The organism is Enterobacter sp. MGH120, from assembly GCF_001037725.1.
Lineage (GTDB): Bacteria > Pseudomonadota > Gammaproteobacteria > Enterobacterales > Enterobacteriaceae > Enterobacter > Enterobacter hormaechei_C.
Genome location: NZ_KQ089940.1, coordinates 1,985,330 through 1,999,318, shown reverse-complemented (window position 1 = coordinate 1,999,318; position 13,989 = coordinate 1,985,330). Strand labels below are relative to the sequence as shown.

Annotated in this window: 12 protein-coding genes; 8 read left to right on the top strand and 4 right to left on the bottom strand. The window is 55.2% G+C overall.

Features of this window, described 5'->3' with window-relative positions; translation table 11 throughout:
• Window positions 1–7: 7 nt before the first annotated feature.
• The gene (gene fruK / locus SK54_RS09475; RefSeq protein WP_006811313.1) at window positions 8–946 is read right to left on the bottom strand and encodes a 1-phosphofructokinase; all 939 of its coding nucleotides are present in this window, start codon (window positions 944–946) and stop codon (window positions 8–10) included.
• Window positions 946–2,076, bottom strand: coding sequence for a fused PTS fructose transporter subunit IIA/HPr protein (gene fruB / locus SK54_RS09470; protein WP_048247082.1), 1,131 nt, complete (start codon window positions 2,074–2,076; stop codon window positions 946–948). Before fruB ends, fruK begins: the two co-directional genes overlap by 1 nt.
• Before the next feature lie 358 nt (window positions 2,077–2,434).
• Here fruB and setB point away from each other — a divergent pair, with 358 nt between their 5' ends.
• The gene (setB, locus tag SK54_RS09465; RefSeq protein WP_015572310.1) at window positions 2,435–3,616 is read left to right on the top strand and encodes a sugar efflux transporter SetB; all 1,182 of its coding nucleotides are present in this window, start codon (window positions 2,435–2,437) and stop codon (window positions 3,614–3,616) included.
• Here the strand turns inward: setB and SK54_RS09460 are convergent.
• Window positions 3,613–3,867 carry a YkgJ family cysteine cluster protein gene (locus tag SK54_RS09460; RefSeq protein WP_003859353.1) on the bottom strand — a complete coding sequence of 85 codons (255 nt, stop codon included), beginning with the start codon at window positions 3,865–3,867 and terminating at the stop codon, window positions 3,613–3,615. The genes setB and SK54_RS09460 overlap by 4 nt on opposite strands.
• Before the next feature lie 164 nt (window positions 3,868–4,031).
• On the opposite strand from SK54_RS09460, the gene yeiP reads away from it, so the two are divergent.
• Entirely contained in the window at window positions 4,032–4,604 is a 573-nt protein-coding gene (gene yeiP / locus SK54_RS09455; RefSeq protein ID WP_003859355.1) for an elongation factor P-like protein YeiP, read from the top strand.
• A 116-nt stretch (window positions 4,605–4,720) separates the two neighbouring features.
• On the opposite strand, the gene uxuA is transcribed toward yeiP, so the two are convergent.
• Window positions 4,721–5,911 (bottom strand): mannonate dehydratase, encoded by a 1,191-nt coding sequence (uxuA, locus tag SK54_RS09450; protein ID WP_017383391.1) that lies wholly within the window; start codon window positions 5,909–5,911, stop codon window positions 4,721–4,723.
• Window positions 5,912–6,116: 205 nt separating this feature from the next.
• Between uxuA and SK54_RS09445 the strand changes: the two genes are divergently transcribed.
• From SK54_RS09445 to SK54_RS09420, 6 genes are all read left to right on the top strand, one after another.
• The gene (locus tag SK54_RS09445) at window positions 6,117–7,583 is read left to right on the top strand and encodes a mannitol dehydrogenase family protein (protein WP_048247080.1); all 1,467 of its coding nucleotides are present in this window, start codon (window positions 6,117–6,119) and stop codon (window positions 7,581–7,583) included.
• Between the two features lie 123 nt (window positions 7,584–7,706).
• Complete coding sequence (locus tag SK54_RS09440; protein WP_017383393.1) at window positions 7,707–8,693, top strand: CobW family GTP-binding protein; 987 nt, start codon at window positions 7,707–7,709, stop codon at window positions 8,691–8,693.
• A gap of 33 nt (window positions 8,694–8,726) precedes the next feature.
• Window positions 8,727–9,440 (top strand): phosphatase PAP2 family protein, encoded by a 714-nt coding sequence (locus tag SK54_RS09435; RefSeq protein ID WP_032103237.1) that lies wholly within the window; start codon window positions 8,727–8,729, stop codon window positions 9,438–9,440.
• Window positions 9,441–9,855: 415 nt separating this feature from the next.
• A complete protein-coding gene (gene mepS, locus SK54_RS09430) occupies window positions 9,856–10,425 on the top strand; it encodes a bifunctional murein DD-endopeptidase/murein LD-carboxypeptidase (RefSeq protein ID WP_003859364.1) in 570 nt (189 codons plus the stop codon).
• Between the two features lie 127 nt (window positions 10,426–10,552).
• Window positions 10,553–12,106, top strand: a complete 1,554-nt coding sequence (locus SK54_RS09425) for a cyclic di-GMP phosphodiesterase (RefSeq protein WP_033487356.1) — start codon at window positions 10,553–10,555, stop codon at window positions 12,104–12,106.
• A gap of 75 nt (window positions 12,107–12,181) precedes the next feature.
• Window positions 12,182–13,987 (top strand): extracellular solute-binding protein, encoded by a 1,806-nt coding sequence (locus tag SK54_RS09420; RefSeq protein ID WP_017383396.1) that lies wholly within the window; start codon window positions 12,182–12,184, stop codon window positions 13,985–13,987.
• Window positions 13,988–13,989 lie beyond the last annotated feature (2 nt).

The following is a 13,989-nucleotide window of genomic DNA, read 5'->3' as shown; positions in this document are numbered from 1 at the left end:
CCTGCTGTTAGTTAAAAGGTTTTAAGTCAACGCGCGCCATCATCGCGGCTAACTGGGTACGATCGGTAATACCGACATTGCTCTGGCTCACGGCCAGGGCCGCAACGGCGGTAGCAAGACGTAAGGTATGTTCACTGGATTCGCGCATCAGCAGACCGTAGATCAGGCCGCCAACCATCGAATCCCCGGCACCCACGGTGCTGACCACCTCCATTGAAGGCGGTTTGGCAATCCATTCCCCGGAGGCGTTAACCCACAGGGCACCTTCTGCACCCAACGAAATCACCACGTGAGCGATACCCTGCTCGCGCAGCGCATGGGCAGCGTCAATCACATCCTTTAATTCTGGCAGCTTACGGCCCGCCCAGATCTCCAGTTCGCGGCGGTTAGGCTTAACCAGCCATGGCGAGGCTTTCAGACCGGCGACCAGCGCGTCGCGGCTGCTGTCGAAAATAATGCACGGGCACTGGCTGCGCAGGCGCGTCATCCAGTCGGTGAACGCTTCCGGGCTGACGCCGGACGGCAGACTGCCGCTGACGCACACCATGTCAAACTGGCCCAGCCAGCTCAGGGAATCGGCAACAAAGCGCTCCCAGTCAGCCGGGGTCACTTCGAAGCCGGAGAAGTTCAGATCGGTCACTTCACCGTCTTTCTCGGTCAGCTTAACGTTGATGCGGGTACGGCCTTGCACAACCTGAAAACGGTTAGCGATGCCCAGTTCACTGAACAACTGCTGAAAACCGTCCTGGTTGTCTTTACCGAGGAAGCCGCCAACGGTGACGTCGATGCCGAGATCTTTCAGCACCTTCGCCACGTTAATCCCTTTTCCTGCGGCATGCAGGCCGGTCGTCCGCACCAGGTTGACTTCGCCACGCTCAATTTCCGGGCAGAAACCCACCAGATCGTAAGCCGGGTTCAGCGTAATGGTCGCAACACGTCTGCTCATTATGCGCCCTCCCCCAGACCGGCCGCGATGGCGTCGCCAATCGCTTTCAGCGCCTGTTCAGCATCCTCCCCCTGCGCGGTAAAGCGCAGACGATGGCCTTTCTTCACGCCCAGCGCGACAACTTTCATCAGGCTGCGCCCGTTGGCTGGTTTACCCGAACCGTCCAGATTGGTCACGGTGATCTCACTTGCAAATTGTTTAATGGTATTCACCAGCATGGTGCCCGGACGGGCATGCAGGCCGTGTTCGTTACGCACCACGTACTCTGCGCTCAGCAGGTCATCCGTCAGCGCATCGTCGCTGGTCAGCAGGGCCAGCACCGTCGCCGCGTCTGCGTTCAGCAGTTTTTCAGCTTTATTGTTCAGCAGCAGTTCGCCCAGACGCTTCAGCACGGATACCGGCTGATCGTCCGCCATGGCGACCGTTACCAGCATCGCGGCGCGTTCGCCGTCTGTCTCAAAGGCAACCGCAGCACGGCTGACCGCGATAGCGCTACGCAGGTTGCCTTCAGCACTGTCGTTCAGCCAGATGCCCTGACCCAGGTTTAATGGCTTATCATTGATGGCGCACGTCACAAAAGTGGTATCTGCCGCTCCCACTTCTTTCAGGCGGGCCGCGTTCAGCGCCTGGAGCGTCAGCAAATCGGACGCAACGACGTCCAGCGTCAGGGTTTCATTATCCAGCTTCAGCGCTTCGCTCTGTTTTTCGCCCATCAGCAGGGCACGCAGCTCTTCAGCAGTGGTGGCGGATTTAAGCTGTTCCGCGACGGCATCATCGCTCAGCACGTGCGTCAGCTGACGCAGCAGGCCCAGGTGTTCGTCACCGCTGGCCGCGATGCCAATCGCCACATAAGCCACCTGCCCCTCGCCCCACAGCACGCCCTGCGGGAACTGGAAGACCTGCACGCCGGTTTTCAGCACCTGATCGCGGGTGTCCGTGGTGCCGTGCGGAATTGCAATACCGTTACCGAGGAAGGTGGAGGTCTGCTGTTCACGCGCCAGCATGCCGTTGACGTAGCCGTCAGCCACGTTGCCAGCCTGCACGAGCGCAGCGGCGACCTGGCGAATAGCCTCTTCTTTATTCCCGGCCTGTTCGCCCGGGTGAATATCCTGAACAGATAACTGGAACATGATTCTCCTCTCCTGCTGAAATTGAATCGTTTCAGCTTAACTGAGAAACCAGGCGCTAACCTGCTTCTTCAGGACAGGCAAGATAGCGCTGAAACGTTTCAAGAAGTCTTGTCTTTTCTACAAAAGGTTGCAAGAAAAGTTACATTTCTTGTTGCAGAATTTAGAAGTGCAGCACATTTCTTCTTCAGTCGGGAGGTTTTTGCTGATGTTCAGCAAACAGGTTCAGCACGCTTCAGCGAAACGGCGATAAACTGAAATGCTATTTTGATTTATTGTGGCAATCTTGATTTTGCCCTCTGTTTATTTAATGACAGGCGGCGTAAACTCCGCCTCTCTCTGTTACTCGCAAAGACTGAACATGCATAACACCCCCGCTGCCGCCTCACCAAAGCCTTTTGATTTGACGTCAACGGCGTTTTTGATCGTTGCTTTTCTCACCGGTATTGCCGGTGCGTTACAAACGCCTACGCTGAGCCTGTTTCTGACCAACGAAGTTCACGCCCGCCCGGCGATGGTTGGCTTCTTCTTCACCGGGAGCGCCATCATCGGCATTTTCGTCAGCCAGTTTCTAGCCGGGCGTTCAGACCGCAAAGGCGATCGCAAAAGCCTGATCGTTTTTTGCTGCCTGCTCGGGGTGTTTGCCTGCCTGCTGTTTGCCTGGAACCGTAACTACTTCATTCTGCTGTTCGTGGGCGTCTTCCTGAGCAGTTTCGGCTCGACCGCCAACCCGCAGATGTTCGCCCTTGCCCGCGAGCATGCCGACCGCACCGGGCGAGAAGCGGTGATGTTCAGCTCGATACTGCGCGCGCAGGTGTCGCTGGCCTGGGTGATTGGCCCCCCGCTCGCCTACGCGCTGGCGATGGGTTTTGGCTTTACGGTGATGTACCTCAGCGCAGCCGTGGCCTTCGTGGTATGCGGCGCAATGGTCTGGTTCTTTCTGCCCTCCATGCGCAAAGAGCCGAAAGTGGCGACCGGTACGCTGGAAGCTCCGCGACGTAACCGGCGCGACGCGCTGCTGTTATTCATTATCTGTACGCTAATGTGGGGAACCAACAGCCTCTATATCATTAATATGCCGCTGTTTATTATTGATGAGTTGCATCTGCCGGAGAAGCTGGCCGGGATCATGATGGGAACCGCCGCGGGGCTTGAGATCCCCACCATGCTGATTGCGGGCTATTACGCGAAGCGCTTCGGCAAGCGCTTTTTGATGCGCGTCGCCGCCGTAGCCGGGCTGCTGTTTTATGTCGGTATGCTGACGGTTCATACGCCAGCCCTGCTTCTTGCTTTACAGCTGCTGAACGCCATTTACATCGGTATCCTGGCCGGTATCGGCATGCTCTACTTCCAGGATCTGATGCCGGGTCAGGCTGGCTCTGCCACCACCCTTTATACTAATACCACCCGCGTGGGCTGGATTATTGCAGGCTCACTGGCGGGCGTTGTGGCTGAAATCTGGAACTATCATACGGTGTTCTGGATTGCGCTGGTGATGTGCGTCCTGACGCTGAGCTGCCTGACGCGAATCAAAGACGTTTAAGGCGCGGTGAGCGCTTCCAGCTCAAGCAGATAAGTGATGGCCTGCTGGCGCGTACTGCCGCACATTTCGGCGGTTGGCTGGAGCCCGGAGCACACCTTCGGGCGCAGGGGCGAGCCAAAGATCATGCACAGGTTAGTGTCAGAGAGCTGAACGCAGCGGGTATTGGCAGGCTTGCCCTCCGGCATGCCTGGAATGGGACTTGAGATGGACGGTGCGGTACAGCACGCGCCACAGTCGGAACGACAATCCATACATGCTCTCTGTTGGTGGCAGATGCCCGCGCAGTCGGGCATTGCGCGCACAGTAACACCTTTTATGTATTGATAGCAAAACCCACGAATTCCGCTTGCCTGAAAGGCCGCGCGCGAGTAATTTGGCGCGATATTTTTTACCTCCCGTAAACAGGATTACTGCAATGCCAAGAGCGAACGAAATTAAGAAAGGTATGGTACTGAATTACAACGGCAAACTGCTGATTGTGAAAGATATCGACATTCAGGCACCCAGCGCCCGCGGCGCAGCAACGCTGTACAAAATGCGTTTCTCCGATGTCCGCACCGGCCTGAAAGTGGAAGAACGTTTTAAAGGCGACGATATCGTTGATACCGTGACCCTCACCCGTCGCTACGTTGATTTCTCCTACATCGACGGCAACGAATACGTGTTCATGGATAAAGAAGATTACACCCCGTATATCTTCACCAAAGATCAGATCGAAGAAGAGCTGCTGTTTATTCCTGAAGGTGGGATGCCGGACATGCAGGTGCTGACCTGGGATGGCGTGCTGCTGGCGCTGGAGCTGCCGCAGACCGTTGATCTGGAAATTGTTGAAACGGCGCCGGGCATCAAAGGCGCGTCTGCAAGTGCGCGTAACAAACCGGCTACCCTGACTACCGGTCTGGTCGTACAGGTGCCAGAGTACCTGTCAGCGGGCGAGAAAATCCGTATCCATATCGAAGAAAAACGCTATATGGGTCGTGCTGACTGATTGCGGCGTTTGCCGGGTGGCGGCTGCGCCTTACCCGGCCTACAAAAACACAAAAACCGGCCTCAGAGCCGGTTTTTCGTAGGCCCGGTAAGCGTAGCGCCACCGGGCGATCAGGCTTAAAGAAGTTCAGGATACTTCGTCATTTTCAGCGCCAGCTCGATACCGCGCACTTCCGCCATCCCTTTCAGACGGCCAATCGCCGAATACCCTGGATTCGTTTTCTTGCGCAGATCGTCCAGCATCTGGTGCCCGTGATCCGGACGGAACGGGATAGGACGCACATCCCCCGCCTGCTTACGACGTACCTCTTCAGAGAGAATGGCATCCACCACCGCAACCATGTTCACGTCGCCGCCAAGATGGGCTGCTTCGTGGAAGGTTTTCGGGTTCTCTTCACGGCAGGTTGCACGCAGGTGGGTGAAATGAATGCGATCGCCGAAGGTTTCGATCATCCGCACCAGATCGTTATCCGCCCGCACGCCATACGAGCCCGTACACATGGTAAAGCCGTTGTAGATGCTGTCCACCGTCTCTTTCAGCCACTGCATATCTTCAATGGTCGACACGATACGCGGCAGGCCAAGAATAGGACGCGGTGGATCGTCCGGATGAACCGCCAGCCGCACGCCGACTTCTTCTGCCACCGGCACGATAGCGCGCAGGAAGTGCGCCATGTTTTCACGCAGCTGGTTTTTATCGATATCGCCATATTCCGCCAGGCGCGCGCGGAACTGATCGAGGGTATAACCCTCTTCCGCACCGGGCAGGCCCGCGATGATATTGCGAACCAGCTTCTCAATGTCCGCTTCACCGGCGGCATTGAACCACGCCAGCGCCTGCTGCTGCTCTTCGGCGGTGTAGTCTGCTTCCGCCCCCGGACGCTTCAGAATGTGCAGTTCGAAAGCCGCAAAAGCGATTTGATCGAAACGCAGCGCCTTCGAACCATCGGCCATTTCATATTCCAGGTCGGTACGCGTCCAGTCCAGGATCGGCATAAAGTTGTAGCAGACGGTATCAATACCACAGGCTGCCAGGTTACGAATGCTCTGCTGATAATTCGCAATCCAGGTATCACACTCACCGGAGTGGGTTTTGATATCTTCGTGAACCGGAATACTTTCCACAACAGACCAGGTTAACCCCTTCTCTGCCAGCTGAGCCTGACGCTTTTGGATTTCCTCTACCGGCCACACTTGACCGTTCGGAATATGATGCAGCGCCGTGACCACACCCGTTGCGCCAGCCTGACGCACATCATCAAGAGAAACCGGATCGTTCGGCCCGTACCAACGCCAGGTTTGTTCCATTGCCCCACCCTCTCAAGTTGTTATACCAATATGTGTTACTTCAATGACGACTACCATACATGTTTAATCGAAGTGGTCAATACAGCACGCGACATTGATTGATCAAACTCACATAACAGGGATATTTACGGCTTACCAATTTAATTTGTTGTCATATAACTTTACACTGGCATTGTTAATTAATGGTTAATCAGGTGTGTATTACATGAAGACTATTGCCTCCACCGCGCTTCCTGCTCATGTCCAGCAGCCCCGCTACGATCGCGAGCAGTTACGCTCCCGCATCGTCCATTTCGGTTTTGGCGCGTTCCACCGGGCGCATCAGGCGTTGTTAACAAACCGGGTACTGAATGCCAAAGGAGGCGACTGGGGAATTTGTGAGATTAGCCTCTTTAGCGGCGATGTCCTTATGGGCCAGCTCCGGGCGCAGGATCATCTGTTTACCGTGCTGGAGAAAGGTGCCGAAGGCAATCAGCCCATTATTATCGGTGCGGTAAAAGAGTGCCTGAACGCCAAACTCGACTCGCTGGCAGCCATTATTGAGAAATTCTGCGAACCGCAGGTGGCAATTGTCTCCCTCACCATTACCGAAAAAGGCTACTGTATCGATCCGGCGACGGGAAAACTGGATATGCGGAACAGCCGCATCCTGCACGATCTTGAGCACCCGTCTGAGCCGCATTCCGCACCGGGTATTCTGGTTGAAGCCCTTCATCGCCGCCGCGAGCGGGGCCTGCCGGCGTTTACCGTGCTCTCCTGCGACAATATTCCCGACAACGGCCATGTGGTGAAAAATGCCGTTCTCGGCATGGCCGGAAAGCGTTCCGCAGAGCTGGCCGCATGGATCGAGGCGCACGTGAGCTTCCCTGGTACCATGGTCGACCGAATCGTGCCCGCCGCCACCGACGCCTCACTCGCGGAAATCACCCAGGAACTTGGCGTTGAGGATCCCTGCGCCATCAGCTGTGAACCGTTCATTCAGTGGGTAGTGGAAGATAACTTTGTCGCCGGGCGTCCGGAGTGGGAGGTGGCAGGCGTACAGATGGTTGAGGATGTCCTGCCCTGGGAGCAGATGAAGCTGCGGATGCTGAACGGCAGTCACTCCTTCCTCGCGTATCTGGGCTACCTTGCCGGCTACGCGCACATAAATGAATGTATGCAGGACGACAGTTTCCGCGAGGCGGCCGGCAGGCTGATGCTGAATGAGCAGGCCCCTACGCTGCGCATCACCAACGTTGATCTGACAGCCTATGCTGACAGCCTGCTTGACCGCTTCGCCAACCCGGCCCTACAGCATCGTACATGGCAAATCGCCATGGACGGCAGCCAGAAGCTGCCTCAGCGCATGCTGGATGGGATCCGCGTGCATCTTGAGCGTAACACCGCCTGGCCATTACTGGCGCTGGGGGTGGCGGGCTGGATGCGCTACGTCAGCGGTACGGACGAACAGGGCAACGCCATTGACGTACGCGATCCGCTGAGCGACAAGTTTCAGGCCATTGTCGCTACCAGCAGCGACGCAGAACGCGTTAGCGCCCTGCTGACGCTAAATGAAATCTTTGGCGACGACCTGCCGCAAAACCCTGTCTTTGTCGAGGCAATCACCAGCGCGTACCAGCGCCTCGTCCGGCTCGGCGCGCGCCAGGCCGTTATCGAAACGTTAAAAATTTAGCGATTATTGCGTTTAAGGCGAACGGTTTTGTGCTCCGTTCGCCCTCCCTCTTCTCAATGCCCGATTTTTTCGTCAGGATGATAGATAGTTGTTACTACATCACAATTATTTATCGGAGCGCACGTGACCAAAACCAACCTGATCACCGGTTTTCTCGGCAGCGGTAAAACTACGTCCATTCTGCATTTGCTGGCCAATAAAGACCCGGCGGAAAAGTGGGCCGTGCTGGTCAACGAATTTGGCGAAGTGGGGATCGACGGCGCGTTGCTCGCCGACAGCGGCGCGATGGTGAAAGAGATCCCGGGCGGGTGTATGTGCTGCGTGAATGGTCTGCCGATGCAGGTCGGGCTGAATACGCTGCTGCGTCAGGGCAAGCCGGACCGTCTGCTGATTGAGCCCACCGGGCTGGGGCATCCTAAGCAAATCCTTGATTTACTGACCGCCCCGGTATACGAGCCGTGGCTTGAGCTGCGTGCGACGCTTTGCCTGCTCGACCCCCGCCAGCTGCTGGATGAAAAAGCGATCAATAATGACAATTTCCGCGACCAGCTCGCCTCGGCAGATATTATCGTGGCGAATAAATCCGATCGCGCGACGGCTGAGAGTCAGGCCGCGTTCCAGTCCTGGTGGCAGCAGGCTGGCGGTGGACGTCAGTATGTGCAGACGACCCAGGGCAACATTGATGGCGCCCTGCTCGACCTTCCCCGCCTCAACCAGACGCAACTGCCTGCCAGCGCTGAGCATTCGCATAGTCACGGCGCGAAGCAAGGCCTGGCTGCACTGAGCCTGCCGGAGCATCAGCGCTGGCGTCGCAACCTGAACAGCGGCCAGGGGCATCAGGCCTGCGGGTGGATCTTCGATGCCGATACGGTTTTCGACACCATTGGTATACTGGAATGGGCGAGACTCGCGCCGGTTGAGCGGGTAAAAGGGATCATGCGCACTCCGGATGGTCTGGTGCGCATTAACCGTCAGGGCGAGGATTTCTTTATTGAAACCCAGAACGTCGCGCCACCCGACAGCCGGATAGAGTTAATTAGTGCGGTTAATACCGACTGGAATGCCCTCCAGTCAAGCCTGTTGAAGCTTCGTTTAAGTTTGGGCGGCTAACGTTGCCCCTGATTTCACACATTGCTGAAGACTATGACGACTCGACTTCCTGCTATTTTATTGCTCAACGCTGCCGGCCTGGCGATCTTTTTCTCCTGGTATATCCCGGCGGATCACGGTTTCTGGTTCCCGCTGGATTCCGGGCTGTTCCACTTCTTTAACCAGGCGCTGGCGAAGAGTGAAGCCTTCCTGTGGCTGGTGGCGATCACCAACAACCGCGCGTTTGACGGCTGTTCGCTGCTGGCAATGGGCTGTCTGATGCTCTCCTTCTGGCTGAAGGAAGACAAAACGGGTCGTCGCCGTATTCTGATTATCGGCCTGGTGATGCTGCTGACGGCCGTGATTATCAACCAGCTGGCGCAGCATCTGATGCCGGTTAAACGCGCCAGTCCTTCGCTCTTTTTCCCGAATATTAACCGCGTCAGCGAGCTGCTTCATATTCCAACCAAAGATGCCTCGAAGGACAGTTTCCCGGGCGACCACGGTATGATGCTGCTGATTTTTGCAGGCTTCATGCTGCGCTATTTTGGTAAAAAAGCCTTCACCATCGCCCTGGTTATTGTGGTGGTATTTGCATTCCCGCGGGTGATGATTGGCGCTCACTGGCTGACAGATATCGCCGTAGGCTCCCTCACGGCGGTGTTAATTGGTTTACCGTGGGTGCTGATGACCCCCCTGAGCGATCGCATAATAGACATTTTTGATCGCTATCTTCCTGGCAAATTTAAACAAGCTGGAAACAAATAAATAACGAAAATTAACACCATTCATCAGGGATCGTTTTCGATCCCTGCGTCACTTCTTTTCGGCGTCATTCAACGCTGTCATCATCCCGTCATACAATTCGTGATAAAAATGAAGCAATTGCAGGGATTACCGATATGAATGGCGGCATTTTGAGCAATTCCGCGCTGTAACTTTGTGTATCACATTTTCTTATAAAAAAACGGACTTTTTTGCTCGCAATACCCCGTGCAATCGGTTAACCTCGAACTCGTTTTGCCCCACTGAGATAATTATTATCATGGTGAATAATTTTGTGCGTTGAGCCACAGTTTTCACCATAAAGAATTGTCTCATTGTGAACAGATTATTAGTCTCGTCACGGTTGGCATTTTTATAACGATATTTTCGTTAAGGACTTCAAGGGAAAACAAACAAAATGGTCAAATCTCAACCAATCTTGAGATATATCTTGCGGGGGATCCCGGCGATTGCAGTGGCGGTTCTGCTTTCGGCATGTAGTACGACGAACACCGCGAAGAATATGCATCCTGAGACGCGTGTTGTGGGAATGGAAGATTCCTCTTCACTGCAAGCCTCTCAGGATGAATTTGAAAATATGGTACGTAATCTCGACGTTAAGTCGCGTATTATGGATCAGTATGCTGACTGGAAAGGCGTGCGTTACCGTCTGGGCGGCAGCACCAAGAAAGGCATCGATTGTTCCGCGTTCGTACAGCGTACGTTCCGTGAGCAGTTTGGGTTAGACCTTCCGCGTTCTACTTATGAACAGCAGGAAATGGGTAAATCCATTTCGCGCACTAAACTGCGCACGGGCGATTTAGTCCTGTTCAGAGCGGGTTCAACCGGTCGACACGTTGGCATCTATATCGGTAACGATCAGTTTGTCCATGCTTCCACCAGCAGTGGTGTGACGATTTCCAGCATGAACGAACCTTACTGGAAGAAGCGCTACAACGAAGCTCGCCGCGTTCTGAGCCGTAGTTAATATTGCTGTCGTATCGTTGGTTATCCCTTGGCTGGCGATACGATAAAAAAAGCACTGCTCCGGCAGTGTTTTTTTTTGCCCGTTACACTGATAACTATCCAGCGGCATTTCAGGAATCACGACATCTATGTTTACCCGCTACTTCTCCAGCAACCGCAAGATTCTGTTTCTCAGTTTCCTTACGGGGTTATTCACTGCCCTGCTCCTGGGAGCATTACAGTTTTACTGGAGTTATCACAAGCGAGACGTCAGATTCGATACCCTTATTACCGATTTAAGCGTCTACATGGAGAGCTATTTCGATGAGCTCAAAATGTCGATTGATACACTCCAGCCACTCACGCTAAACAGCTGCGAGGAAGTGAGTGCCGCCCTGACCTCCCGGGCGGCCTTTAGCATCAATGTGCGCGCCTTTTTGCTGGTCAGGGATAAAAACGCCTACTGCTCTTCCGCCACCGGCCCGATGAATGTCCCTCTGGAAGCGCTTATTCCTGAACTGCACATCAATAAACAGGTTGATATGGCGCTCCTGCCGGGCACTCCCATGCTGCCGGACAAGCCCGCGATTGCCATCTGGTATCGCAACCCACTGGTGAAGGACGGCGGTGTATTTACCTCCGTTAATCTTAACCTGACTCCTTATCTCCTCTACACCTCAAGGCAGGATGAGTTTGCCGGTATTTCCATCATTATTGGCGATTATGCGTTATCAACCCATTCCGGAACGCTGGTCCCTGCACGTGATTTGCCTGATATCCCGGTCCGTACCGCCACGCTGAAAAATGTGCCTCTGACCATCCATGTTTATGCGGAAGCCTGGACGACCGATGATGTGCTGTACGCCCTGTTTTTCGGCCTGGTCTGCGGTATCGCGGCGGGCCTGTTGAATTTCTATATTCTTACTATCCGTCTTAATCCGGGGAAAGAGATCCTAACGGCCATCAAACGCGACCAGTTTTACGTGGTCTATCAACCCGTCGTGGATGCGCAGTCGCTCAAAATGACCGGGCTGGAAGTCCTGATGCGCTGGAAGCATCCGGTGATGGGAGAAATTCCACCGGATGCCTTTATTAATTTCGCTGAAGCGCAGAAGCTGATTGTCCCACTGACGCTGCATCTTTTTGACCTGATTATCCGCGATGCCCCTGTCCTGCAAACGGTGCTCCCGCCTGGGGCCAAGTTTGGGATCAACATAGCGCCCGGGCATCTGCATGCGGAAAGCTTTAAAGAGGATATGCGCGCGTTTGCCGCCGCCCTTCCACCCGATCACTTCCAGATTGTGCTGGAAATAACCGAGCGCGATATGATCAACCACCGCGAGGCTAATCAGCTGTTCGAATGGCTGCACGAAGAAGGTTTTGAAATTGCCATCGATGATTTTGGCACCGGCCACAGCGCGCTGATCTATCTGGAACGCTTTACGATGGATTACCTGAAAATTGACCGTGGCTTCGTGAATGCCATCGGGACTGAAACCGTCACCTCGCCAGTGCTTGACGCGGTGCTGACGCTGGCAGAACGCCTGAATATGTTAACCGTTGCCGAGGGTGTTGAAACGCCGGAGCAGGCGGCGTGGCTGCGCGAGCATGGCGTGAACTATCTTCAGGGCTACTGGATCGGCCGCCCGATGCCGCTGGAGCAGTTCAGGACGTGGCAACCCGACATCACGCTCGGGGAATAATTTCACAATCACGGCGCTGTCCCTTATTATTCTGTTCAACCGAGCCTGCCTGTGAACAAAGGGATCCGCCGCACTATGATTATGCGCGTTGTGTTGACGCTATTGGCGCTGGTGAGCCTGTCGAGCCAGGCGCAGACCATCAAAGAGAGCACGGCCTTTGCCGTCATTGGCGAGCCGAAGTACGCGGTTAACTTTAACCACTACGATTACGTTAACCCCGCCGCCCCGAAAGGCGGAAACGTGACGCTTTCCGCCACGGGAACGTTTGACAACTTTAACCGCTTTGCCCTGCGCGGCGTGGCGGCAGCGCGTACCGAATCCCTCTATGACACGCTGTTCGTCACCTCCGACGACGAGCCCGGCAGCTATTATCCCCTGGTTGCTGAGAACGTGCGTTACGCCGATGATTTCAGCTGGGCAGAAATCGCGATTAATCCGCGGGCGCGTTTTCACGACGGTACGCCGGTTAGCGCCCGTGACGTGGCATTCACCTTTCATAAATTTATGACCGAAGGCGTGCCGCAGTTTCGTCTGGTGTACAAGGGCACCACGGTGAAAGCCATCGCCCCGCTGACCGTGCGAATCGAACTCCCTGAGCCGAACAAAGAGAATATGCTGAGCCTGTTCTCCCTGCCCGTCATGCCCGAATCCTTCTGGAAAAATCATAAGCTGAGCGATCCCCTCTCTACCCCGCCGCTGGCCGGAGGGCCGTATCGCATTACCGACTGGCGAATGGGCCAGTACGTGATCTATTCCCGGGTGAAAGATTACTGGGCAGCCACGCTGCCGGTAAACCGGGGCCGCTGGAACTTCGATACAATCCGCTACGACTACTACCTGGATGATAACGTGGCCTTCGAGGCATTTAAGGCGGGCGCGTTTGATTTACGTGTCGAGAACAGCGCCAAAAATTGGGCGACCCGCTATATCGGAAAAAATTTCGCGAAAGGCTATATCGTTAAAGACGAACACAAAAACGAATCCGCGCAGGACACGCGCTGGCTGGCGTTTAATATTCAGCGCCCGGTTTTTTCCGATCGTCGGGTGCGTGAAGCCATTACCCTGGCGTTTGATTTCGAATGGATGAACAAAGCGCTGTTTTACGGAGCCTACAGCCGGGCGAACAGCTATTTCCAGAATACTGAATATGCCGCCCGTGATTATCCCCACGCGGACGAGCTGGTTTTGCTGGCGCCAATGAAAGCGGAGCTCCCGCCGGAGGTGTTCACCCGCGTATTTGAACCGCCCAAATCCGACGGAAACGGGTTCGACCGGGACAACCTGCTGAAAGCCAGCAACCTGCTGGATGATGCTGGCTGGGTGCTGAAAAATCGGCAACGGGTTAATGTGCAAACCGGTAAACCGCTCAGCTTCGAACTGCTGATTGCCTCCGGCGCAAACGATCAGTGGGTGCTGCCATTTAAGAAGAACCTTGCCCGGCTTGGCGTCACCATGAATATCCGCCAGGTCGATATGGCCCAGTTAACCAACCGCAAGCGCAGTCGCGATTACGACATGATGCAGACCCTGTGGGCCGCGCAGCCGTGGCCGAGTTCAGATCTGCAAATCTCCTGGGCATCGGGGTATATCGACTCCTCCTACAACGCCCCGGGCGTAAAGAGCCCGGTGATAGATGCGCTGATTGCAAAAATTGTCGCCGCTCAGGGCGATAAGAACAAGCTTCTGCCGCTTGGCCGCGCGCTCGATCGGGTCTTAACCTGGAACTATTACATGCTGCCGATGTGGTATATGGGCGAAGATCGCGTGGCCCGCTGGGATAAATTCTCCCTGCCTGCCGTTCGCCCGGTCTACACCCTCGGCTTTGACACCTGGTGGTATGACGTGAATAAAGCCGCAAAACTGCCCGCAGAGCGGCGTTAAGG